Source organism: Paenibacillus sp. FSL P2-0173 (assembly GCF_038008045.1).
Classification (GTDB): Bacteria; Bacillota; Bacilli; order Paenibacillales; family Paenibacillaceae; genus Paenibacillus; species Paenibacillus polymyxa_B.
In genome coordinates, this window is record NZ_JBBOYK010000001.1 from 298,008 (window position 1) to 323,132 (window position 25,125).

General features: G+C 42.4%; 19 protein-coding genes and 4 pseudogenes. 7 read left to right on the forward strand and 16 right to left on the reverse strand.

Annotation, left to right across the window (positions count from 1 at the left end):
- Window positions 1-970: 970 nt before the first annotated feature.
- Entirely contained in the window at window positions 971-1,711 is a 741-nt protein-coding gene (locus tag MKX30_RS01120; RefSeq protein ID WP_028541588.1) for an SDR family oxidoreductase, read from the reverse strand.
- Window positions 1,712-1,888: 177 nt separating this feature from the next.
- Here MKX30_RS01120 and MKX30_RS01125 point away from each other — a divergent pair, with 177 nt between their 5' ends.
- Complete coding sequence (locus MKX30_RS01125; RefSeq protein ID WP_068939620.1) at window positions 1,889-2,464, forward strand: TetR/AcrR family transcriptional regulator; 576 nt, start codon at window positions 1,889-1,891, stop codon at window positions 2,462-2,464.
- Between the two features lie 184 nt (window positions 2,465-2,648).
- Here MKX30_RS01125 and MKX30_RS01130 read toward each other — a convergent pair whose 3' ends face one another.
- The 4 genes and pseudogenes from MKX30_RS01130 to MKX30_RS01140 all read right to left on the reverse strand — a co-directional run bounded on the left by MKX30_RS01130 (window position 2,649) and on the right by MKX30_RS01140 (window position 4,549).
- Window positions 2,649-3,080: a DUF3888 domain-containing protein gene (locus MKX30_RS01130; protein ID WP_340959924.1), complete on the reverse strand. Its 432-nt coding sequence runs from the start codon at window positions 3,078-3,080 to the stop codon at window positions 2,649-2,651.
- Window positions 3,081-3,201: 121 nt separating this feature from the next.
- Window positions 3,202-3,552 carry a DUF3658 domain-containing protein gene (locus MKX30_RS01135; protein ID WP_340959922.1) on the reverse strand — a complete coding sequence of 117 codons (351 nt, stop codon included), beginning with the start codon at window positions 3,550-3,552 and terminating at the stop codon, window positions 3,202-3,204.
- Window positions 3,461-3,751: pseudogene (locus MKX30_RS27360) on the reverse strand (hypothetical protein); the annotation flags it as partial. The pseudogene MKX30_RS27360 and the gene MKX30_RS01135, both read right to left, overlap by 92 nt.
- A gap of 474 nt (window positions 3,752-4,225) precedes the next feature.
- Window positions 4,226-4,549, reverse strand: a complete 324-nt coding sequence (locus MKX30_RS01140) for a winged helix-turn-helix transcriptional regulator (protein ID WP_340959920.1) — start codon at window positions 4,547-4,549, stop codon at window positions 4,226-4,228.
- A gap of 144 nt (window positions 4,550-4,693) precedes the next feature.
- Here MKX30_RS01140 and MKX30_RS01145 point away from each other — a divergent pair, with 144 nt between their 5' ends.
- On the forward strand, window positions 4,694-5,578 hold the full coding sequence (locus MKX30_RS01145; RefSeq protein ID WP_340959919.1) for an SDR family oxidoreductase: 885 nt from the start codon (window positions 4,694-4,696) through the stop codon (window positions 5,576-5,578).
- 174 nt (window positions 5,579-5,752) lie between these two features.
- Here the strand turns inward: MKX30_RS01145 and MKX30_RS01150 are convergent.
- Window positions 5,753-6,253, reverse strand: a pseudogene (locus MKX30_RS01150) (MFS transporter); the annotation flags it as partial.
- Between the two features lie 259 nt (window positions 6,254-6,512).
- On the opposite strand from MKX30_RS01150, the pseudogene MKX30_RS01155 reads away from it, so the two are divergent.
- Window positions 6,513-6,925 (forward strand): annotated as a pseudogene (locus MKX30_RS01155) (Lrp/AsnC family transcriptional regulator).
- A gap of 801 nt (window positions 6,926-7,726) precedes the next feature.
- On the opposite strand, the gene MKX30_RS01160 reads toward MKX30_RS01155, so the two are convergent.
- Window positions 7,727-8,389 (reverse strand): nitroreductase family protein, encoded by a 663-nt coding sequence (locus tag MKX30_RS01160; RefSeq protein WP_023988794.1) that lies wholly within the window; start codon window positions 8,387-8,389, stop codon window positions 7,727-7,729.
- A gap of 190 nt (window positions 8,390-8,579) precedes the next feature.
- On the opposite strand from MKX30_RS01160, the gene MKX30_RS01165 reads away from it, so the two are divergent.
- The gene (locus MKX30_RS01165; RefSeq protein WP_279833802.1) at window positions 8,580-9,188 is read left to right on the forward strand and encodes a TetR/AcrR family transcriptional regulator; all 609 of its coding nucleotides are present in this window, start codon (window positions 8,580-8,582) and stop codon (window positions 9,186-9,188) included.
- A gap of 531 nt (window positions 9,189-9,719) precedes the next feature.
- On the opposite strand, the gene MKX30_RS01170 is transcribed toward MKX30_RS01165, so the two are convergent.
- A complete protein-coding gene (locus MKX30_RS01170; protein WP_341062338.1) occupies window positions 9,720-11,573 on the reverse strand; it encodes a hypothetical protein in 1,854 nt (617 codons plus the stop codon).
- A 154-nt stretch (window positions 11,574-11,727) separates the two neighbouring features.
- Between MKX30_RS01170 and MKX30_RS01175 the strand changes: the two genes are divergently transcribed.
- From MKX30_RS01175 to MKX30_RS01185, 3 genes are read left to right on the forward strand one after another with little or no spacing between them, the layout of a single operon-like run.
- The gene (locus MKX30_RS01175; RefSeq protein WP_341062339.1) at window positions 11,728-12,204 is read left to right on the forward strand and encodes a hypothetical protein; all 477 of its coding nucleotides are present in this window, start codon (window positions 11,728-11,730) and stop codon (window positions 12,202-12,204) included.
- Window positions 12,204-12,659: a hypothetical protein gene (locus tag MKX30_RS01180; protein WP_341062340.1), complete on the forward strand. Its 456-nt coding sequence runs from the start codon at window positions 12,204-12,206 to the stop codon at window positions 12,657-12,659. The genes MKX30_RS01175 and MKX30_RS01180 overlap by 1 nt, the downstream gene beginning before the upstream one ends.
- A gap of 5 nt (window positions 12,660-12,664) precedes the next feature.
- Window positions 12,665-14,119 (forward strand): hypothetical protein, encoded by a 1,455-nt coding sequence (locus tag MKX30_RS01185; RefSeq protein ID WP_341062341.1) that lies wholly within the window; start codon window positions 12,665-12,667, stop codon window positions 14,117-14,119.
- Window positions 14,120-14,177: 58 nt separating this feature from the next.
- Here the strand turns inward: MKX30_RS01185 and MKX30_RS01190 are convergent.
- The 8 genes and pseudogenes from MKX30_RS01190 to MKX30_RS01225 form a co-directional block, all read right to left on the reverse strand.
- Window positions 14,178-14,354: pseudogene (locus tag MKX30_RS01190) on the reverse strand (alpha-amylase family glycosyl hydrolase); the annotation flags it as partial.
- A gap of 105 nt (window positions 14,355-14,459) precedes the next feature.
- A complete protein-coding gene (locus MKX30_RS01195; RefSeq protein ID WP_341062343.1) occupies window positions 14,460-16,097 on the reverse strand; it encodes a glycoside hydrolase family 13 protein in 1,638 nt (545 codons plus the stop codon).
- 64 nt (window positions 16,098-16,161) lie between these two features.
- Window positions 16,162-17,055: a carbohydrate ABC transporter permease gene (locus MKX30_RS01200; protein WP_023988798.1), complete on the reverse strand. Its 894-nt coding sequence runs from the start codon at window positions 17,053-17,055 to the stop codon at window positions 16,162-16,164.
- 13 nt (window positions 17,056-17,068) lie between these two features.
- The gene (locus MKX30_RS01205) at window positions 17,069-17,983 is read right to left on the reverse strand and encodes an ABC transporter permease (RefSeq protein ID WP_023988799.1); all 915 of its coding nucleotides are present in this window, start codon (window positions 17,981-17,983) and stop codon (window positions 17,069-17,071) included.
- Window positions 17,984-18,045: 62 nt separating this feature from the next.
- Window positions 18,046-19,782, reverse strand: coding sequence for a sugar ABC transporter substrate-binding protein (locus MKX30_RS01210; protein WP_028541592.1), 1,737 nt, complete (start codon window positions 19,780-19,782; stop codon window positions 18,046-18,048).
- Between the two features lie 323 nt (window positions 19,783-20,105).
- Window positions 20,106-21,764: an extracellular solute-binding protein gene (locus MKX30_RS01215; protein ID WP_028541593.1), complete on the reverse strand. Its 1,659-nt coding sequence runs from the start codon at window positions 21,762-21,764 to the stop codon at window positions 20,106-20,108.
- 47 nt (window positions 21,765-21,811) lie between these two features.
- Window positions 21,812-23,218, reverse strand: a complete 1,407-nt coding sequence (locus MKX30_RS01220) for a response regulator transcription factor (RefSeq protein WP_028541594.1) — start codon at window positions 23,216-23,218, stop codon at window positions 21,812-21,814.
- Between the two features lie 2 nt (window positions 23,219-23,220).
- Complete coding sequence (locus tag MKX30_RS01225; RefSeq protein WP_053325510.1) at window positions 23,221-24,927, reverse strand: sensor histidine kinase; 1,707 nt, start codon at window positions 24,925-24,927, stop codon at window positions 23,221-23,223.
- Window positions 24,928-25,125 lie beyond the last annotated feature (198 nt).

Below are 25,125 nucleotides of genomic sequence, written 5' to 3' on the forward strand. Positions count from 1 at the left end.
CTCCAATCCCCCCTCGAAACCAAGAATTTTATTAATTGTTAAGCCTATGTCAAATTACATCAATTCGATTGACGATCATTTTCGCAGGTTGTTAAAATGTGCTCGAAAAACCACTTGGAATCTGATGATGGTTGTTACTGTGGGTTAAAGACATCATTATTCAAAATCCACTCCTTGATCAATCTTATTCGATGTTTTTGATGCGAGGGTCAGTTAATATAGAGAATAGATATGAAGGTGCATTAAGATCACTAAGTGCTCCACGACCACTAACAGGCATTTTTCAGATCGACTTTAAGCATTCCTTTTTCTTAAACTAAATTACTTAAATTACTTTTACTTCAATCTGAAGTGGTCTGTTTCTTTCACTGCGGTTTTGTAGTAAAGCTTCTAGCGCTCCTGCAGATGGCAGTAGAAGAGCATTTGGGGCGGATCAGGGGCAATCGTCTCCCCACTGATGAAATTTAAAGTCTTACTCTGAAATTTCTGAGGTAAGCATAACGACATTTGCTATTTTACAAATGTATAGATAAATGTCTAATTGTTAATTGGATCATGTTTGTGTTCATTACGGCAATCGGGACAAGAACCTGTACCGATAAAACAAAAAAGCCGCTATAATAGTGACTTTCAATGGGACCATGTTCTTGTCTCCCGATTAGACTGGATGTTCTTATTCCGCGCGGCTTTTTGAATTGTCATACCGTCAGACTCCATAAAATAAGTTTTAGACTTACCCTAGAAATTGAAACAGCGACAGAAAATAAAGTCCTAGACTGTCGCTGTTTCATTGAACTAACGTTCCCAGTTAGTTCAAAAAACAATTTAACATGATAGCTCTTGTTATATATAAAGTAAATTCATCTTTCCGTTATCAGCTTACAGTTGGATAATAGCCTTAGATGTTGGATGACCAGTATTTTGATTTTCAGCCATAAGGAAAATTCCCTATCATCTTGTTTGGAAATGTTCAAGGCAACGCGGTCGGCCTAACCATAATTTCACTGATTAGGGTGTCATCAGGTTCATTAATGGCAAACGCGATGGCTCTAGCAATACTGTAAGGAGAAATCCCTATGCCGCTTATTTGATTGGCGATCGTCTGCACTTCCGGGCTGGTAATGCTGTCAAAAAGTTCGGTCTTCGTCAGACCAGGAGCAATCAAGGTAGATCTAATACGCGAAGTCGAAGACTCTTCCAAGCGCAGCCCTTCCGAGATGGCTCTAACTGCGAACTTGGTGGCCGCGTATACGGCATTTGTAGGGGACACATGATAACCGGCTGTAGAGGATAGGTTAATGATATGACCGGACTGCTGCTCCCGCATGGTAGGCAATACCGCTGCGATACCGTATAAAACGCCTTTGATGTTCACATCGATCATTTGATCCCACTCTTCTACTCTTAATTCATTCAGCCTGGAACTCGGCATGACCCCTGCATTGTTCACCAATACATCAATTCGGCCATACACACTTAAGGTAAACTTGGCCAAATTCTGCATATCTTCGGCAGAAACGACGTCTGCTTTTACAGAAACGGCCTCGCCGCCACCCTGTTTAATTTCATTAGCAATCGCATGCAGACGTTCCTCTCTTCTGGCTGCCAATACCACCTTTGCGCCATTTTGTGCCAACAACTTCGCTGTAGCTTCCCCTATTCCGCTGGAGGCTCCAGTTATAATCACCACTTTATCTCGTATATTTTCCATTGTTAAATGCTCCTTTACCCAAAATTTTTCTTGGTGACGTGTGTTGAATATTTAACGGTCGTTGATTAATATTATAGACAGAAGCCCCGATTACTCAATGGTTAATGGATGCGTATTTGTTTTATATACAACAACACCCTAAGAATTGTTGATTAACTGAAGGAGGTAACGAAAGGAATGGAAAACGCTGTTAAAACCGACCGACGCATTCTCCGAACCAAGCAGTCCATAACGAAGTCGTTTCTGGAGCTTTTTTCGGAAAAAGATTTTGAACAAATCACTATTAACGAGATAGCGGAGCGTGCCAATGTTAACCGCGGCACCGTTTATCTGCATTACAGTGACAAATACGACCTTTTGGATAAATGCATTGAAGATCACATCAACGAATTGATTTCGTTGTGCAAGAAACGGGAGGCCAATCCGCTTAGCCAAGGAATGGTACAAGAGCCCAAACCGGTTTTTGATTATTTGCGTGACAATTTCCAGTTTTTCTCTGCTATGTTTTCCAATCAAAGAGCCTTTCTATTCCGGGACCGATTGCTGAATTTCATCTCAGTCAATCTTATGAATAAAATGGAAAGTACTGACAATAAGCCCGTTATCGACAATGAGTTAAAAGCCCAATTCATGGCCTCTGCTTTTATTGGCATTGTGGAGTGGTGGGTACGTCATCAAATGCCGCATTCCACACAATTTATGGCCGATCAGGTTAGGAATTTATTTGAAAAGAATCAAGTTTATCCGAAGTAGCATTGAATGTATCTCAGAACTATATCCTTTCGCTTTTACGCAAACGCTACCTAATGGGGTTCGGCAATTCTAGGCCACGGTTATGAAGTGTTCCCTTCTTTACATTAATTCCACTAACCTGCCCATAAGCGTAATGAAAAGATCAGCCGATCGTTTGGCCGGCTGCAGTCATGTCTGAATTGAGCTATCGTTCCTCGTTAGTTTTGCCTACACCTTTCTCATTCTTAATAATGTGGTTCCAATTGGGGGGCAGCTCAAAATCCTTAAGATGCTCAAACCCGATTACTTCTACCGTTCCCATATTGTCAATCATGAAGGAAATAAAGTCAGTTCCAACATCAAGATGTGGACCGATATAAGGTGATACTGTTACATTAACGATGATATGGGAATCTTGATATCCAACCAATACGTTCAATGGATCAAGAAATGGAGCAAACGTAGGTTTTTCATTCAGTTTATCCTTGTAATAAATATCTAATTGTTCTTGTATCTCGGGCGTTAACAAGGTAAGTATGACCCTATATGGGTCTGGATTCGTTTTAGCGTAAGCTGTTTGAATTGATGCCAAAAAACAAATTATGATCAGAGCACATGTCATTACACCGCGTCGCATGGAGATCGCCCCTTAGTTTTTTTAATAATCTTCCCATACGACTTCTAAACTAACCTGCCCGTTAGCTAAATAGGCAGCCAATGATTTCGGCTGCCTATTGTCATAGTGCTATCGTTTTCCGTTAGCTCAACCTATGGGTGCCAAGTTTAACAGAGAACTGATACAAGGCCCTTGGCAGTCCACTAAACTTTAAAACTCCTTGGTTAACTAAGATCCATATTCTATTGGTAATAAATGAATACCCTACGAGTTGGTGCGACGTATCAAATACTCTCGCGACAACACTCACCGCCTTGATAAACCCATTCTCATCTTGTTCTTGCTCTAGTTCAATGACTGACCTTATTATCACTTCGTCCAGAGCAGATTCATCAGTACCTTTAACAGAATCTTCTTTCCACAAACGGAGCACATGATTTACATCCGAGAGCATACCATTCTGATTCATACCTTCTTCTTTGGTTAGGATCAAGAGGAACACCTTCATAATACTTTTTTACGATTACCTGAAAATGCTCTCGATCGATTAAACCACTAAAATAGGGATTAAATCCTTCTTTGTTACGAAGCCCAGTAGTATTAAAGAGCTCTGTCACATTGACAACATTAACTGGCTGTTTTCGATCTCTCAACAAATGCAATACGAAACGTAAGCCTGTTTGATCATGTGCGTTATCCGCGCACTAAATGACAATGGTTTTATTTTCTGGAATATTCTTTACTGCCTCTACCATTTTAACAAGCAGATGCTCTGGGTCATAGCTGAAATCCCCCATCGTTTTCCGTCAACCAAATATGAATGGCTTGTCCGCCACTAGCCGCTTCATCTATTTTATTCACACGTCACCCCTCTGTATCAAATGAACTACAGAACAAGATTCTACATTTAAATAAAGCATAACCTCAGATTTATAATAGCTGAATGGCTCTGCTGAGCTATTCGAGGGAGACAATATGGCTTAATTGTAGACAATTCGTGAACCTGTTTTTTTATTCCAGTAAAAAGCTTTGTTCATACATGATTTGAATAAAAAATGCCCCCACAATGATGTATTCGATCATTGTGGGGGCATTTTTTAAATATCAGTTTAATTCTGATATGAGTATGAATAATACCGACTCACCTTTGCTTGTATTCAAGTTGCTTACATATGTTGTAGACCCCAGTTTTGCAATTGCAATAAAATCGGGGTGAGACTATGTCCTTTATCTGTTAGTGAGTATTCGACACGAGGAGGCATTTCAGCATAAGCAACGCGGTTCACTAGCCCACCTTCTTCAAGCTCACGCAATTGACGCGTAAGTGTACGATGCGTCACCGTGGAGAGCGATTTTTGTAGTTCGTTAAACCGTATAATATCTTTATTCAATAAATGGTATAAAATCAGAATTTTCCACTTGCCGCCGATTGCATTGACTGCATATTCGACCGGACAAGGACTGCAATTTTCTAGTGGTTCGATCTCCATAAGTTTACCTCCAAAAGTATCACGGGAGATACCTGATATCCCGAATGTGCGTACTTACATAAAGTTTGTGAGTTAGTTATTATAAATATAACATTTAGTTCGATAACGAACAAATGAATGTAACTATAAGGAGCTGTTGTATATATGGAAACGATATTAGTCTATGGAGCGTCAGGGGTACAAGGTGGGGCCGTAGCAAGATTGTTAACTTCCAAAGGGGTAGCTGTTCGCACCATTACACGTCATGAGAAAAACGTAGCGGCTTTAAAAGAGCAAGGTATAGAGGCATTTGTTGGTGATCTGTCTGTACCAGAAACGCTGAATGAAGTTAACAACGGTGTTGATAAAGTCTTCTTGAATATGCCAATCGAGTATGACACAGCATTAATGAAGAAACAAATTACGAATGCCGTTGAAGCTGCTCGACAAGCGCACGTTAAATTGATCGTTGTGAATTCGAATGGCTTTTTACCTGAACAGCCAACCGATACCAAAACGTTGGATGTTAAACGAGAATTGATTGAGTACGTACAACAAAGCGGTATTCCAACTATTTTGGTAAAACCCACACTCTATATGGAGAACTTCTTGATTCCAGGACTGATCAATAATGGGATGCTTTTTTACCCTGTACCAGCAGATAAACCGATCCCATGGATCAGCTCTGAAGACGCAGCGCAATATCATTATTATGCGTTAACCCATCCTGAGCTGGCAGGACAAGTGCTGTTAGCTCCAGGTCCGGAAGCACTTACTGGTGCAGAACTGGGCGAGCGTTTTACACAAGGGTTGGGACAAGATATAACCTTCAATTTCTTGAACTATGATGATTTTGAAACAGCTCTCTCTCCAGTAATGGGGGCAGACCAAGCAGATGGTATTGGAGGCTTCTATCGTTGGATCGGAGCTAATATCGATTCCCTGAACTATTATGACGTGAAAGATCGTGTGGTTGTCCCTGATCTCCCACTGACCTCGCTGAAGGATTGGTTGCAACAACCGCATGTAAAAACAATTTTTGGTTCTTAAGAGTAGATCCAGTAACATCGCTTTAGAATTCGTTTCAATAATACTTTAATCTCTCAGGGAATGTGCTATAGTACATTCCCTGAGAGATTATTTTGTCAGTCACCCTACTTTATGTTGTCTCAGGACTATACTCCACGACCTTCCACTTGGCGGTTCCACCCTTAAAAACACTTCTTATCGGAGTGAGGCTTGATTAGATTTTCCTTTCCATAATACTGTAAGTCCTAAACCAATGATCAGAACTATTCCTGCAAAAAGGTAAGGGTAGTGAATATTAATATCAAATAGAATACCACCCAATGCTGGGCCAAAAAAATTCCCCAAGCCAGTGTAAGTGGAGTTCATACCTGCCACAAAACCTTGCTGTTTACCAGCAGTTTTAGATAAAAAGGTAGTTAAGGCAGGTCGTAACAAATCAAACGCTAAAAAAATAAAATAAGTTACAATTAAGACTGATGTGTAGCTAGTGACAATAGTAGATATGAAAGCTAAAACCGAACCCATGATTAGGCAAAGCTGAATCACCATTTTTTCGCCTAATTTGTTTACTAATTTACCAAACAATAAAATTTGAATAATTACAGCTACAATTGAACTTATTGTGATGATGCTTGCAATATCCTTGGGAGTAAAACCAAACTTCTCATCAGAAAACAAGCTGAATACCGTTTTATGTGGTTTATACATTCATTAAGTGGTAAAGGCTACAATCACATTAATGATAATTTCAATTGATGTGGGCAAACTAAATTTAAGGACATGATCTCGTTATTATCAAACTTCATTACTCGTTCCACAATAATTATTCGTGTATCGTTACGTTTCGAACTCTTTTCTTTCATTTAAAGTTAGTTTATATTGTGTATAATCATTAAAAGCAGAGACACCTAAGTCTTCCAAACAATGAACTTCATATTGGAAAGGATACAGATAGATGTTAGATTCCACTGATAAACTTATCATAGATGAACTTTCAATAAACAGTCGAATTACCATGAAGGAATTAGGCAGAAAGGTTCACTTGACTGGTCCAGCAGCAGCAGCTAGAGTGGCAAAACTAGAGGATAGAGGAGTTATTGAAAGATATACAATCCAAGTGAATCAGAATGAACTCGGTTGTTGGGTACATGCCTGGATTACTATTTATACAAAAAGCACATCCCATCAGCCTTATCTTGCGCTTATAAAAGAACAAGAAAATTTTGTGTTGAATAACTACAAAATAAGTGGTGATGGTTGTTACCTTTTGGAATGTAGATTTCAGTCTAATAAGGTGTTAGACCAGTTTTTGAAAATTTAAACAAACATGTTAATTATAAGATATCGATTGTAATTAATAAACTTTAAAAAAATATTAGAAATACCTATTCGAAGGAATAACGAAACATGTTTTATCCAGTGCCGAAAACCCTTGAATATCTAGGATTTTCGGAGTTTCTTACATAATCTATTTGATACTCGCGACAATTCCTAGCTCGTTGCGTCGTAGAAGAAGTGTTCATTTATTGTTTAAATTGCTAAACGTGAATGAAAACTTGCAGTTAATAACTAGCCAGTGAACTGCATCTTATTTTGAATATTTTGGCTGCGCTAACCTGGTTAGCTTAATAAAAATGGAGCAGCTGCCAACTGGCAAAACTGCTCCATACTGTTGTACAACTAACGTTTCGCGTTAGTTGTATGGACTAATTACTGAGTGAATTTCATACTATCTTGACTAGCAACAAATCCAAGTCGTTTATTGAATCTGTAGCATCTTTACGGTGTGTATGGTTGTCAGTTAGATTATTTCGTAACCCATTGTTTTAGCCTCATTAATAGTATAACAAAATGGGGACTCTCCAATTCCTTTGCCATAATAATCCTGTCTACACGAACACCCTCAATTTAACCTCATGTTGTACCTAATCTCGAAAACCTCGGAATAATTAATTGTAAGCTGAATACCACCAATAACTTCGTTGTTATTCGAAAGGAACGATTACAACATTAGCATCTGCTGTTCAATCTTTGCGAGCGCTTCAAGCTGGTATCTTTTTGTACTACCGTCCCGAGCAATCGAGCAAAACAAGAATTGAAATTAACGATGGTATCCCTCAAGTCTCTGCTGGCCGTTGATTATGCGGGCGCCAAGTCTTTTTCATTTTGTTATTCTCTAGGCATTTCGTTAAAGAAAGCTACATCATCAACTGCCAGCCTCACCGTCGGATGACCGGGCTTCGCCGCCTTGCCGATGGCGATCAGCATAATCGGAACGTAGCGTTCTGATATCCGGAACGCTTCCATGAACTTTTGTTTGTTGTAGCCGCCCATCGATACCGTGTCGTAGCCTTTAGCGCGGGCGACAAGCATGAGTTGCATCGATACTAGCCCGCCGTCGGTATAAACTTTTTCGCGGATGGCCTCGGGCGGCATGCTCGAATACATCCCGGTATAGCGTTCCACGAACGATTTAGCCGTCTCTGCAGGCATGTAACCCGCATCGACCGCCATTCCGTAGATTTTCTCGGCCGATTTATAACACTCCAAATCTCCGAGTAGCGCAATGACAGCCGAAGCCTCGACCACTTGCTGTTGAGTGAATGCGATCGGAAGCAGCTTCTGCTTCAGCTCCGGCGAGTCGATAACTAGAAAACGCCACGGCTGCAGGTTAGCGGCTGAAGGAGCGAGCGTGGCTTGCCGCAATATTTCGGTCAATTCCTCCCGCGAAATCTTGATCTCGGGATCATAGCTACGAACTGACCGGCGTTCTCCAATAACATCAAAAAAAAGTTGGTGCTCCATCGTTAGTGACGGTTGTGAAACCGACATGGTTCTCTCCTCCTTTTGGAAAAGCAGCATTCTGCATTTTGTTTCAATACAACATTAGTAGTTTGAACAACACTTGTTGTATTTATATGTTATAATACCAACCGAATGGTACGCAATCATCAATAACCATAAACCGTTGTATAGACAACACCATTTCTATAATGTCGTTTTATTAGGGGAGATCTTAACGATGACCATTAAAAAGAATGAAGCTGATCCTCGTGTGATACGTACACGGCGACTCCTTCAAGACGCTTTTGCTTCATTAATTCAAGAAAAAGACTTTGAATCGATAACCGTTAGGGATATTGCAGAGCGGGCTACTGTTAACAGAGCGACTTTTTATGCGCACTTTGTAGATAAATTCGAAATTCTTGAGGCCAAACTAATGGAATCATTTATGACAATCATAAATCGTAGAATAAACGGGCACGAAGTTCTAAATGAAGAAACAATTCAGAGTATTTTTCTGGGTGTGTGCGATTTTCACAAGGGTCTAAGCACGATGTGCAAAAGAAGGTATACATCGCTTGGACTTGTATTCGAAATTCAAATAAAGGAAAAAATTCAAACGATACTTCTTTCCTTTATAGACAAAGATAAGATGCCATCGAGTCCAAACGCGCACTTCTTAATAAATACAGCTTCTATCATGTTAAGTTGGGGGATGTATGGGGCTGCTTACGTTTGGAACAATGAGGGGTGCCCAATAAGTGCGGAATCATTTGTTAAACAGGCTATGCCCTTAATGATGAACGGAGCCAAAGACGCTATTGCTCTATCCTGCCCGTTCAGATGAAACCAAGCCTGTTGTGCCTGAAGAAAGCAAACGTTGGATTGTATAGTGGCTCATCTTGGAAGAAGGTTTCACCCGTATATTAATGGGCTTACTGAATTGAACATTTTCCTTTGGAACCCACCTGTATTCGCTCGTCTCATCAGAAATAGCCAACTCTCCACCCAGTTTTACACACGAAAATCAAACATGACCTTCGAATGAACATCAGTTTGTGTGTTGTGGTGAATAGTGGACTGTAAGTTATCTGTTTAGATCATCATCAAATCGGCAATCGGAACATGTTCTTGTCCTTGGCTCGGGACAAGAACTTGTACCGATAACATAAAAAAGCCGCTAAAATAGCGACTCCAATGGGAATATGTTCTTGTCTCTCGACACCCTATCCCGATGTACATTGGCACAAACATTCTGAATCCACTACTAAAAAAAGTCGCCATTAATGGCGACTTTCTACGTCCTATGTTTTTTCCTCCGAGAGCTTTCAATCTTAATTTGAGGGCCCACTAACAAAAAAAAGTCTGACACGCTATATTAGACCGGTATTGGTAATCGGTTAGGAACTTTAATGACAAGCGGACCATTGCCAACACATCGCTCCCATTCCCCTTGCCATTCTGAACCTGAAGCTTCGCCCAGTACGCCTTTTTCTATTACCCTTACTCTGTATTTGAATTCAGGCTTGTAGTCTAGTTGTCCTGTGTATATCTTCCAATACCCTGTCTGATCTTTAGATTCGTACTTCCACATCATTTTTGTTACAGGACGTTCATTTCCGTCATGCGTATTACCTAAGGCTTGGAATTCCACCTCAATCATCCAGGTGGGCCCGGGAATTTCGACACCTAGCACTATCGGTCCTACCTCAAGCATACCAACATGGTCTGCTCTGACATCAAAGGTTTGCTCGTTGGTGAGGGTTCCTTGATCCCCGGGGTCAAGATCCACATCATTTTTTTCAACAAATATCATTTGGAATTCGTCCGCTGAGGGCGACTCTACTAAATGAAGCTTTCGCTTAATAAAGATTTTGTCAGGCTCCCAATTTTGAGGCGGATTTAGTACATCGGTTTTGCGTTTGCGAACAATTTGCGGCTCCCAGGAAGTAGACCCACCTTTTTCGAATACTTGTGGCTCCCAATGGATTGATCCTTCCTCCATCGGATAACCGATTTGGACCGAAGCAAACGCTACCGGTTCTCCTGCAAAGTGATTCTCTGGCTGCGGCCAATTGATCACCGGCTTTACAATAATCGGAACTAGCTTGACAAGGTCCAAATAGTTGCGGATGAAATATTTTTTTTCTTCATCAGGGTTGGTTTGAATAATCGTGCGTAATCCTTCTAGACTGCTGCTGATTGGAAATTCCTTGTTATACCGAAATTCAATCGTTTCCTCGTAGTCCAAGTCTACTTGAGTCTGGTCCCAAACCTGTTTTAATGCAAAACCGCCACCGAATCCCCAAAAATTTCTACCTCGCGTCGCTTTGGCCGATTCTGCTTTTGGTGGTGCAGGTTCGAAGATGATTTTGGACGCTTGATCCATAAACTGCTTCAAGATCAATTCCTGATGCTGCTCCATCAATTTCTGCATTTCGTCTGCACCTGGCATCGTGCCGTCCACTTGCAACTCCACTTTGATGCCTCCACTAACTCGCAAGTCATTAAATACACGCTGGATGTCTACGGACCAGTACCACCCGCCCGCAGACAAGTGCGTGGAAAAGTGGTTATAAATTCTTGACCATTTCCCAGTTATCTTTAGGTTTAGTTTCTCTGTCCAGACGGGAATTTGTAAAATCTGCTGTATTGCGATCGGACTCGTCCCGCCGTGAAAGCCTGACCAGAGAAGTTCGCTATGGAGAGCATCGAGCATGCCGAAGAAGGCATTTTCGCCCCCTGTGACGTTTCCCGGGCCTTCCCCATCTAGTCTCCAACCATTTTCATTGCCGAGAATCGAGGTTGCGTTGCTGGTAATAGGAACGATGCGAAATTCCGGTGTTGCCGATGTGGTCCAGCCCCAATATTGCTTGTCGCTCCCTTTGAATCGTTCCAGCAGTTTCTCTTGCGAACCCTTCAACACTGAAGGCGGGTAGGCTATGGTTGTTGTGAAGGAGATCATTCCCCCGACGCCGATCCCCTCATTGTCTGTAGGATTCGGATCTCCTGAGTAATGAGTTAAGCTGAATTTGAAGTCTCCGTTCTCCGCATGCCGCGCTAGTCGTACTTGGCTCGACACCCAATAATATACAGGGGGTTTTCCTTCCTGCTGCAGCTTCTGATTGTTCTTATCAGGCAGGTACAAAATAGTGTATCCTTCACCGTTTTCCGTCAGCTCAATCGTTTCAAAGCCGCCTCCAGAAAAAATTGGGCCGATCGCATCTGTCATGACATTTCATCCCTTTCGGTATGGTGGAAAGCGATTTATTTATAACCTTTATCATGACATCGTATTCTCCACATAATAAAAGAAGCGCTTGCTCATAATGTACTTGCTCATAATGTAGTTTGTGTGTTTTATGCCGTTTCTAAGGAGGATGAATATGCGGGACGAAAGGCAGCTCAAACTTATTTGTGACGCCAATGGAGTGCCGAAGATTTCCATACTGTTTACACTGAGGAAAAAGCCTGCCGCAGGCGAATCCTACATCCCGTTCATCAACGGAGGTATGCTGTCGTTGGAGATTGAGTCATTGAGAAGAAATGATTTGAAGGAAGCCACCTTGGAACTGCGATTGCACGAAAACTTAAATAGCCGAACTCTTGCGGTTGTCAAAATGAACGGTATTACCAAAACTTCTTTAAGCGCAAATCTAAACGAATCCGAGGCGCAACAAGTAATGCTGGCTCTACAAGGAGAAGCAACGAATCTGCATCTAGATATGCATACGATAACACTTCAGAATGAAGCCGAGCATACTGTAGTTCCTCTGGAGTTCATACTGCATATGGAACAGAAAAATTATGAGCGTTTGATTCGCACCTTGCCTGAATTGGACGCAGAAGGAGCATACAACTAATGACGGTAGCCTTACGCCCCCTGGACAGCACGGAACAAAGCCCAGAAACGATTCCGGTCATCTTCAACGTACATGATACTTCATGGACGAATGCCTATGGAAATCAGTCGTTTTATATGCCAACCTATGAATTGCTGCTTCCTCAGTCAAATGATAACGAAAACACAAGCCCTATTACGTTTCGCATCTTTGGCGATCCAGGGCCTGCAGGTGACGAGTCCAAGCTCAGCGCTCGCATCAACCTCAAGGTCAAAATCGGCAGTCCTTCTCATGCTGGCCCGGGTATGAGTCCGGTTCCGATGAAACTAAGCATAGGGTTTCACATTCCTTATTTGGACACAGATGGTACTGTTCTAAGTCATTTTGTCCAACCTCAAATAGAAGAGCACGCCGATTCCGTGTTCATAAGCGTATTTCTTTCCGGTCAATGGGTGGCACTCAGTTATAAGCGATGACCGGAATGAACGAGCGGCTGCCCCCTCCTATGCTTTCCGTCGGTCCCTTTGGCATTTTAGCTTACGTGCCGAAGTCGGTAACGCTCCAACAGATGGACACGCCCACATTTCGCATGGAATTGCCTTTGGGACCTTCGCCGGATTTTTCCCAGTACCAACTGAGTTCTATTTCTGGTTTTGCTGCGACAACATTTTCTGTTGTGCTCCCGTGTGCTTCCATGGGGAGATTGTATCGTTTCCAGTCTTCAGGCTCTTCGATAGCAATAGGCTGTCGCAAGCCAGATCGACTCAAATTTCTTTCCAAAGGAAGATATGTTGAAATGTCGGAATTGAGTGTGCCAGATTATTACCGATTATATCGGGATCGTGATAACATGAAAAAATATTTTGTTTTACCCGCAGTCTATCGAATCGGTTTTCACGCCAAAGAACGGGAGGAAAACGGGCGGCGCACTTTTTTACCAGGTATTTCAGCACAGGCGATAATCGACCCATCCACGGTTCTTCGCTCCTCTGTTCTCTTTCAGGTGATGCTTCTTCCCGATCTTCCACTCTACATCAGACAGGAACTAGAGGAAAAACTACGGTCTTTCACGGAAGAGCCAATCGTTGAATATCCGGGTCAACAGGATATGAATTATGCTGTAACGATTCAGGAATTTAAAGATATATCCATCTCCAAACAAGGGGTCGCCTTCTATTTAACTATTCCGGTGACGATGGAACGGGCGATTCTGTTGCGAGATTCGGTGTCCAGGACCGGAGCTCACGGTTCAATACGATTTGAATTCGCAGATGGTATGTTTTTTGAATCGGCGGTTGTGCTAGAACTAAGCAATATGACTGGACCGTGGTCAACCGGGCCGTTTGAAGTGACGATGGCCACAGAAGAAATCACGTTGATAAATAAAATCAAACAGCCGATTCAGGTGAAATCGATCTGGTGCAAGTACAGTCAATCCGGAGTAAGCGAGGTTCCGGCCGAGTTCCTTCTAGATCCGGAGCATACCCCGTCGCAAACGATTCCGATGCCTGCCACGGTTATAGCGGCTTATCCGGTTTATACCCTTAAGGACGTCAGCGACAACGACCCGCTGATTGTCTCCAATTATTATTTACCGGAGCTATCGACCAAAATCGAATTTCTTGATTTAATCGACCATCCAACGCATCAAGTCGAGCAAATCGACATCAGCTTGCGCATCCAAGGAAACGAAGCGGTTTTTCAAGTTCCACTGAACGGAAACCCACTTGCGGGGACATATACGCTAGGGTTTCCTTTTTCCGGATTTTTTCAAAATCCCACAGTGGAAATCAAAATCAGCATCACGCTAGCGAACTCGCAACTACAGTCCACACAGTGGATTACGTGGAGTCTTCCGGAGAAAGGAACGGTAGTCAGCTTGACTTGGGAACTGTTCCAGCAACACGTGGCTCCGCTGCCAACACCTGTTCCATAAATGATGACAAGGGATGTTCAAATTCATCAATTGGTTTCTTCTCTATCCAGCGAAGATATCTTGATTCGATAAACCACGGGTGTTCGTCGCTTGTGTGATTGATCAACAAATCCATGATTCCTTTCATACCTCGACTATGAAAGGAATCATCCTCTTTATATCACCAATGCCATCCCCATTGGAGTCCATAAAAAATTTGATAAGCCACAGCTTCTTTCCACCATGCCCTTTTCATATTGCTTGATCCTTTTTCCCTTATTCTAAATTCAATTCATAAATATTTTTCAACCAGTTAAGATTAGAAATTTATTGATCATACACTTTTGTACGATATTCATTTTCATTTATTGAGTGTATCGATAAGGTACATCCTCGCTTCATAAGGACGCATTTCTATATCAGACATGTTATTTGGATAATTGGATATTAGCAGCTGTTTAGTCTCTGCCAGCTCTTTCTGAAGTGGGAGATGGGTTGTGTATTTTTGAAAATTACATACTACAAGTAGTTTGGTTCCTTTCAGCGTTCGAGTGTATGCGAACAAATCTTTATTCTCGGGATACATCAGCTCATAATCCCCATATATGATCACTTCATGATCTTTCCTTAATCGGATTAGTTTCCGATAATAATGGAATATGGATTCAGGGTTATTTAAACTTTCTTGTGCATGGATATCCTTATAATTCGGGTTTACTTTAATCCAAGGGTTCCCTAATGTAAAACCAGCGTTGTCGGAAGCGTCCCACTGCATTGGTGTTCGAGCGTTATCACGCCCCTTTGCAAAGACTGACTCCATAACTTTATCTTCAGGGTATCCTTTCTCAATTCTATCTTTGTAGAAATTTAGTAACTCAATATCCCGATAGTCTTCAATTGGATATTGAACATTCGTCATTCCTAATTCTTCCCCCTGATAAATGTATGGTGTGCCTCGCATGCCATGAAGAAGGGTTGCCAACATTTTAGCCGATTCTATCCTGTATTCTCCGTCATTTCCCCAACGAGAAACGATTCGGGGTAAGTCGTGATTATTCCAAAACAAACTGTTCCAGGCATCCCCCTTCAGCTCTGTCTGCCATTTAGATAACACTTTTTTTAATTCTTGAAAATCTAGAGGCTTAAGATCCCACTTCCCTTTCCCCTCTTGTTCGTCCAAACTAATATGTTCAAATTGAAATACCATTGAAAACTCACTGCCGTCCGGGTTGCTATACAATTTGGCGATCTCTGGCGTAGCGCCCCATGTTTCTCCAACCGTCAGCAGGTCTCCAGCTTTTTGAAACGTCTCCTTGCTGAGTTCCCTGATATACTTATGCAGATTCGGCCCGTTGCTGGTAATTTTCAAATCTGGTTCTTTTCCGATTAAGTCAATTACGTCAAGCCGAAAACCGCCTATACCCTTGCCTATCCACCAATTGATCATTTCGTAAATCTCTTGTCGGACTTTTGGGTTTTCCCAGTTGAGATCCGGCTGTTTTACAGAAAAAAGATGTAAATAATATTGTCCTATCTCGGGTACCCATTCCCAAGCTGAACCACCAAATATGGAACCCAAGTCGTTTGGTGGCATTCCTTCAACGCCATCTCTCCAGACATAATAGTCATGGTACGGATTTTCTTTGCTTTTTTTTGCTTCTTGAAACCATGGATGCTCATCGGAAGTGTGGTTCAACACCAAATCCATTATGATTCGAATGTCACGTTTCCCAGCTTCATGAATTAACATCCCCATATCATCCAAAGACCCGAACATCGGATCAATATCCCGATAGTCCGAAATATCATAACCGAAATCATCCTGAGGGGATTTACAAACTGGTGATAGCCAAATCGCACCGACACCGAGTTGCTGCAAATAGTCCAGACGGGAAACAATTCCTTTCAAATCGCCGATTCCATCACCATTACTATCTTGAAAGCTCCGTGGATATATCTGGTATACAACGATTTCTTTCCACCAATTTTTATTTTCCATTGTTCATTACAACCTTTCCAATAGACGCATAGTGTTTTTATCTTAATCAAGTCACATCATACAATTACTCTTTTACCGATCCTACAACAATTCCAGTCACAAAATATTTTTGAAGCAGCGGATAAATCAGCAGTAGCGGGATGACAGCGACTACGATTTTGGCCGCATTTAGATTTTTGTTTGAAATTTCAGTCAGGTTGCTGAGTTGTGCTGAGTTGGTGCCGGATTGAAGAAGTTCGGCAATATTCACGTTAAGGGACTGAATATAAGTCATTAGCGGATAATTGCTGACTTGGGTCATATAGATCAAACCGCTAAAGAAATCATTCCACGTTCCCACGATACTGAATAGTGCTACCGTCGCCAGCGCAGGGATGGACACGGGAACATATACTTTGAACAGAACCTGGAGCGGATTCGCCCCATCGATGAATGCTGCTTCTTCTAGCGCCTTAGGTACAGCAGAGAAGAAGTTCATGACAAGGATGACACTGAATATAGGGACAGCTCCCGGTAGAACAAGCGACCAAATTGTATTAAGCATATCGAGGTTTTTGATCAGTAGATAACTCGGGATCATCCCGCCGCTGAACAACATGGCAAAAATCATAACATTCATATAAATGTTTCTGCCCCTAAATTCCCTTTTCGACTTGGAGAGCGGGTATGCCATTAAAATAATAAGAATCATGTTGAGAATAAGTGTGAGCACAACACGTAGAACAGATATGCCAAAGGAACGCCAGAACTGAGCATCATCGATAATTTTCGTATACGCTGCTGTTGTAAAATTGACCGGTACGAGACCTACAGCATTAGCTGACACGGCCTCGCTGCTGCTGAATGAAATCGCAACGATATTCCATAACGGAAGAAGGCAGATCAATGCCAGCAATATGACGATGGCATTGATGACAAACCGGCCAATTCGATCTTTTAGGCTTACAGAATATGACATAGGCTTTGCCTCCTTAGAATATTTTTCGGTCGGTGTATTTCTTGGCCAAATGGTTGGCGGACAATAGCAAAACAATACCGATCACTGACTTGAACAGGCCAACAGCCGTACCGAAGCTATACTGTCGCCCAACGAGTCCAATCCGATATACATAAGTATCCAGAATATCTCCCGACTCATAGACAACCGGATTATACAGATTATAAATTTGATCGAAGCCGGCACTCAAAATATTGGTCAGACTCATCACTCCCATGAGCAGGATAATAGGCAGCATACCTGGCAATGTAATATGCCATACTTTTCTCCACCAGCTGGCTCCATCCATTCCTGCCGCTTCATACAGACCCGGATCAATCGAAGTAATTGCAGCCAAATAGACGATGGAACTGTAACCGAACTCCTTCCACACGTCTGTCCCAATAATCAGCGGCTGGAACCAGGTGTTGCTGCCGAGAAAATTAATATTCTCCAGACCGAAAAAAGCCAAAATTTGATTCACAATTCCATCCAAACTGAACATGTTAACAACCACGGATGCTAGAACTACCCAGGATAGAAAGTGTGGCAGATAAACAATTGTCTGTACGGATTTTTTAACGAATTTGATGCGGATCTCATTTAACAAAATGGAAAAAATGATAGCCATCATTGTTCCCAATAGAATCTTGGCAATGGCAATCACCAACGTATTACTAAAAACCTGTGCGATGTCCGGCAGCTTAAACATATAAATAAAATGCTTCAGCCCTACAAATTTGGAGCCAAACATCCCCTTGGCTGGTATATAATCCTGAAACGCCGTAATGACACCGACCATCGGAACATAGCTGAATACCAGTAAAAATAAAATTCCCGGAAGCATCATCATATGATACATGGCACCCGTGCCCAACCGAACTTTTGCTCTATCATTTCCCTGTTTCATGGATGGACCCCTTTCCTGAAGAAAGGCTGCTTATCGCGGCCCTTCTAGCAGTTCATGATTGTTTATTTTTCGGATGCAGCCTCGTCTTCAATTTCCTGAATTACCTGGTCACCACCTTGTTTCTTCCAATTGCTAACGAAAGTATCGAAGTAATCCAGAGATTCTGCACCAGTCACGATTTTGATGAAAGATTCCTGCTCCATCTTGGTCAGATTAGCCCATGTCTGTTTCATGCTTGGTGTAGTGCCAGAGAAAGCGGGTGTCATCCAGACGAATTTGTTTTCCCGTGTCAGTTTGTCGATGAGTCCCACTCCGTTGATACGCGAGTGATATTTCGCCCAGGCTGTTACGTTATCCGTATCCATATCGCTCAAGTAGGTTTGGATACTTTCAATATTGTTCTTTGATTCGGTTGTCCGGACCTGATCCAGACTAATCTCCCCTTTAATCCCGCGAACAACGTCAGAGTAATCATCCAGCAGCGAGGTAGCCGAGTTGACTTCAATATTAAAAGGTCTGGTAGAACCGTCTACGCCGTTCTCTTGATACTTGGCGGCTTCTGGCATAGATGTTTCCACATTTTTATCATTTGCCAGTTTATCGTAGAAAAGGTTTACTATTTTAACGGCGAGTTCCGGGTGTTCATATCCTTTTCTCACAACGATAAACTGATTGGCTGGATTGGCGTGTGCCACGTTTACCTTTCCGTCTGCATCCTCCAAAGTGTAAGCCGTGAATTTCGCATTCTTATCCATCTGCTTCACGCTGCTCAGACCCCAGTCGGGAATATGCCATGGTCCAAAAGCAATACCGCTTTGGCCGTTGGTGTACAGTGCCGTAATATCATCAAATGTGCGTGTTCCAAATTGCGGGTCGATGATGCCTCTCTTGAACCAATCTGCCATGACGCCTAACATCTGCTTGGTTTCCTTTGTTGTCGAGCCATAAACAATGCTGCCATCCTTTCCCTTCAACCAGTATTGAGGGAATGCACCCTTGGTGGAGGCAACTCCCAGCATGGTATAGGCGGAACCATTATAGTCACTTGTATTAAGGGTGTTCACAAAGGGAATACCTACCGGTTTCCCGGATTGGCCAGGATCTCTTTTCAGGAATTCCTTGGCCGTTTTCTCCACATCATCCAGCTTGATGGCCCCGTCTCCGTCTGCGTCAAGTTGGATACCCAGTAAATCCAGCCAATCCTGACGAACCCAGACCATGGTTGGCGCGGAATCTAGGGAAGTAGCCGGAAGTCCCATTAAACGTCCATCTATCGTCGCATTATCTAATGCACGGCCCTCATAAGATTCGTAAATGTTCTTGATGTTATCTGTGGCATACTGCTTGTAAATTTCCGTCATATCTTCAATCAGATCATTATCAACCAGTTCTTTGAGTTCATCCTTGGAATCGACACGCATCATGTCAGGCAGTTCCCCAGAGGCGATGGCGAGAGAAACCTGACGGCTGTAATCTTCTCCGTTTGCTTCAAATTGGTCTTTAATCTGAGCGTTAAATGTTTCTTTGACCAGCCGAGTATACGCGTTGTTCTCATACGTATCTCCAGCCGGCAGTTTCGGGTTGGCTGTAGTCACACGACCCATCGTTACGGTTATTTCGTCTTTATAGGCACTGAATGGGTCTCCCGGTGTTACCTCATACTTGCCCGCTTCCTCCGCAGTGGGAGGGTTGGAGGAACCCCCACAGGCTGCAAGGGTTGAAATCATCAGGGCAGACATCGACAACACGGCCAGACGTCTCGTCAACATGTTTCTTTTTATGAACCATTTAGTTCTCATCACATTCGATTCCCCTTCGTTTTGAATATTTCTCTATCATTGTTGTTTGCGCTTTCATTATAAGACTCGGAGAAGACAAATCGAGATAGGGATTGAACGTCTGTTTGGATAGAGAAATGTATACGGTTTCATTCGGGATCATGAAGCCATAGTTGGCTTGTAAGCATTTATCCTACTTACCGACATACATTTGTCTATCCTTACTTACTAATCAAAGTGAAGAACAAAAAAACCGGCAGCTCCTGAAACAGAATCTGTCGGCTTGATTAATGGAATTATAAAAGTGTCTTGTAGAATTTATCGTATCACATTCATGATGGTCTTCAGCGATGATTATGGGCTGCGGTCACCTCCACAGTCACTTGATCGCCCCCTTGTTCCTTCCATTCCTCGACAAATTGATCAAATGAATCGATCGGTTCAGCGCCTAAAATAATTTTTAAAAATGTATCATGTTCCAGTTTTGATAGTTCACCCCAAGCCTTCTCCATCGTTGGAGTTCGTATATAGGTAAGGCTTCGAACTTTATGGATGTTTGGATCGAAAAAATTTCTTCCGCCTACAAGAAGCGAATAACCCCGCATAAAGCTGTCGCTGTGTTCATTCCAATAGGAAATACCATATTGATCATAAGGCTTCAATTTGGTTTGTTTTATTGTCGAAACTAAGTTTTCCAGCAATTTGTATTCAGACTTGTCCTTGAAATCGGCGGGTGTTTTGGTTCCCATCAGAATATCCTGCGCTGCCTTCGATTCATATCGTGCTTCATCTGCCGGAGCAAAGAAATTGCGGCCCAGCATAAAACGCGTACCGTACTTGAACTCATCACGAAGGTACAGATTGTTAATTTTAATGATCGCTTCGGGATGAGCATATCCTTTTCGTACCACCAAGAATGAACTTGACGGATTATCCACCTTCACATGGTATGCTCCGTTTGCATCCAGCGGGAGTGCGTATGCTTGCCAGTTCGCCTCCGGCTCGTTCTGCCAAGCGCTCGGAAGGGGCCAGTACCCAGCATAAAAACCTTGAAAGAACATCCCCGCCTGACCGTTAATAACTGTTTCTTCCGCTTCTTTGCGGATACCCAGTTCTGGATCGAGAAGGCCTTTGGCGTACATTTCACGCAGTTTGACCAAGGCCTCCTTCGTTTCCGGTAGAACCGAACCGTATACAGGTTTTCCATCTTTGCTCAGCCAATATCCCGGGAAAGATCCAAATGCTGCGAAGATTGGGGTTAGATCAAAAGAAAAAGCACTGTTGTTGAAATCGTTATACAGTCCAGTGCTTGAAGCAAGGCCAATCGTATCCCGCTTACTGTTTCCATCTGGGTCATTCTCTACAAAGGCCTTGGCGATAGCTTCCAGATCATCTACCGTTTTCGGCGGCTTCAGTCCAAGACGGTCCAGCCAATCCTGTCGAATCCAGAGCATGCTGAAGTCTTCCGCTGTCACAGAAGGAACAGCCATCATCTTGCCATCGAAGGTCACTTGTTCCATAGCCAATCCGTTTGTGCTATCAATAATTTTTTTTATTTCCGGTGATGCGCTACTATTGTATGCCTCGGTTAGGTCTTCAATTTCTCCAGCCTTGATCATCTCGTTCAGCTGCAGCTGATTTACAATCATGGCATCCGGCAGATCATTGCTGGCGATAGCCAGATCGATTTTCTGACTCAGATTTTCCTTCGACACCTGCCATAATACCTGGACATCAATGTTAAGGTTTTGTTTAATCATCGTTTTCCATATATTCTTCTCAAGTGTTTCTCCTCCTGAGAGATCCGCGCCTGTTGGATCTACCACATATCCCAGTCGGATGGAAACGGGATATTCATATTTCCCCAATGGATCGGCAGCGGCAGTGTCCGAGATTGTTTTCGTTGGTCCCATTGGCGATTCCCGGAAGTATGGGTTGCTGAAATATACTGTCACTGTAATTAAGCTGACGACAAGAACACATGCAGCCATCTTCTTAATCATCGTTTTCCCTTCTTTCGCCCGGATTATTGGTCATCTGGGAGAGTACGCTATTTATCCCCTCTGCCGAGCTGTCGATATTCGCTTGGCAGCAGACCTGTCAATTCGCGAAAAATTCGGCTGAAATATTTTTCATCCGTATAACCCACTCGCTCCGCAATCCAGAAAATCGTGTTGGTTGTATTCAATAAATACTCTTTAGACTTCTCTATTCGTATAAATCGGGAGTACTCATTAAAGGTTTTCCCCATCAAATCCTTGAAGCATTGACTGAAATAGCTTCGGCTGATGTTCAGTTGTTGGGACAGACCTGAAGCTGTAAAAGCTTGGTCCAAATTATTTTGCATGATCATAATCGCTTTTTTTACGGCGTCTACAATTTCTTGTGAATACGAAGTCTGTTCATCTGCCTTACGAATGCCCACAGAGGTCTGCTTGATCCAATCTTCTACCTCGTACCAGGATTGAAAAGAATGGATCATTGAGATTCTACCCAACGTAGTCTGAGCAAAAAGGTGATTCCATTCCATAACTATAGAGTATAGCAATCCCATCAGCTGGCCTTTATGCAGTCTTAGTGATTTGAACTGTTCAATCAGTTGGTTGTAATAACTGTCGTTGTGGGTCCATGGTGATAGGAACCAACTTTGCCTAATACGATCCATGTCTTCATCCTGCGGTTCTATTGGAAATGAGTCCTCCACATTCATCGAAACGGAAATGACAGGATCATAAGGATTGTATGCATAGAATAAGGACGTTTCTGTATAATTCATAATCCAGTTTTGGATTTGCGACCATGTTCGCTCTTGTACATCGGACATAACCAGCAAGGCGACTTGGGGAACTTGATCCAGGGATTCCTTCAGTTTATGGAACAGCTGATCCTCTACGTCCATGGGTGCCGTCCACATCCAGCTGTTCCGTTCAACCTCCCATCGGATCTCGTCTACATTGGATGTCAGTTCAATCGGCCAGCTCTGTCCTGACTTGCGATCCAGTGAAACAAGTGCATACACATGGCGATAATGGACATTGGTCTCACTTAGCAGAGGCAGCTTTCGTCTTGTATTCGCCAGCTCGTCAATCCGGGTATGTATTCGATGCAGCACGTGTTCGAATTGCTCCTTCTCGAGCTGAACTTTGGCTATATAGTCGATGGCTCCAAGTCTGAGCGCTTCCTGGATATAATCGAAATCTTGATGCAGTGTTAATACAACAATATGTAGTTCTGGATAGAGCTGCCTTGCAGCTCGCATCAGTTCAATACCTGACATCACCGGCATCGCGAGATCTGTCAGCATCAGATCGACCGGTTGGGCTTTCAGAAAATCCAGTGCTTTCAACCCGTTACTTGCTTCTCCTATAACCTCCATATTGAACTCGTTCCACGGCATCGCGGAGCTTATTCCTTTTCGTACTAATTTATCGTCATCCACTATCAATACCTTAATCATCCTCAGACATCTTCTCCTTTGATAGGAAGTATGAGCAGTATACTTGTCCCTGTACCCAATTCACTTTCGATCACCAGTTGTGCTTGATCTCCATACTGTGCCCTCAACATGCGGTGGACATAATTGAGTCCGATGCCCATCCCTACTTTTTTATGTTCAGCTATACGATTATTCAGAAGTCTTTGAATCGCTTCCTCGGTCATGCCTGCTCCATTATCCTGTATTAAAATATTCAGCGTTTTGGCAAGTGTAACTTCAATTTGAATAAAACCTTCGTCACTCAGTCCATGATAAAGTGAATTTTCAACCAACGGTTGCAGAATAAAACGAGGCACAGGTATTTGAAGAACTTGATCATCCGCTGAAATACGCACGTCAAATTCAAAGTCATATCGAATTTGCTGCAGGATTAGGTACTGTCTTAGCGCATCAATTTCCTCTTCCATCGTGGATACTTGCCCTAATTTACCCAAATTGTAATACAACAGCTTGTTTAAGGATTGCACCAACTTGTCAATCTCTCCTTGTCCGTTCATGACGGCCAGCCAGTGCACAGTATCCAGCGTATTCATTAGAAAGTGAGGATTGATCTGATATAACAATTTTTCCACTTCCAAATCTGCACGAATCTTCTCTTTCTGCTGCACTTCCTTGAACAGGTCGCCGATTTGATGCTGCATATTTGAGAATTCTCCCAACAGAAAATCAAACTCGGGAATTTGAGTGCGGGTCTGGCTGCCTGCCTTTTGTGGATTCTGAGACATTCCGTTAATTTCCGAATGGAACAGACCTAGTGGTTTGTAAACCATCTTCCACAGAAGCCAAGCCAGAAATACGGTAAAGCCGAGAAAAAATAAAGCGACCAGTAATATTTGAAGCAACCATTGGTTTTTCTCCTGTTGATACTTAGCCTGCGAAATTACCGATATGACGCTCCAATTCTGACTGGAGTCCTCCTTAAACCAATGGTAATCACGGGATATTCCATCTTTTGCAGTACCTTTCGATATGCTGGAGAAATTCTCTCCGACCTTCATCGCTTCTGGAATTTCACTGTAAACAATGTTGCCCTCACCATTCAGGATTAAATGCGATAAAGCTCCTTTGTATTGATTGTAACCCAGTATATCCTGTGTAAGACGAAAGCCGGATTCGACGTAAATATATACATCGTCCCTTTGAGGCAGCTGTACCTTTCGCATAGCAGATAAAACAAGCTGATCATCAAATCGGTTCATACTCATATGGGGACCATAGTACGCAATGCCATATGATTTGGAAAGCACAGGCAAAGACTCGGGAGAAAAACGATCTTTGATGGGAAAGTTAGCGAACTGTGTAGTGCCTTCTTTCTGGAAATAGTATAAGGTCAGACCTATATTCGGATTAGTAAACGTTACGACATTTAACTCATTCTTTAATTCATCTCTAGCCTCAATCAATTCAAATATATTGGAGGAAGGCTTCAAGACTTCATCCAGTTTTTTTCCTAATGTACCACTATATGATAATTGCTGAGTAACATGATTCAGGTTGGTAATTGAATTTTCCAGTGATGAAGTTACCTGCTGTAGATTGCTCCGAATTCCATCATTGATTTTATTCGCAAAAATGGAATCAATGGTATAGTAAGAAATTGCAAATATACTGATAAAGGGAATAAACGCGCTGAGAAAAAACAATAAAAAGATTCTTTTTTTAAGTGTCATTCCGACCCATTCTCCTTAGGTAAATGAAAGAGCAAGCCCCTGGTTATGAAGCTTGCTGTTTATGAACAACAGCTCTATCAATTATCGTATTCCTCATAGGCAGCGACCTATTTGAAAATTGGCGACATCTTAATCCGATTCAGATTGAAAAAATCAGGATACTTGCATCTCAGTGAGGTCCAATTCTGTTCATAATTA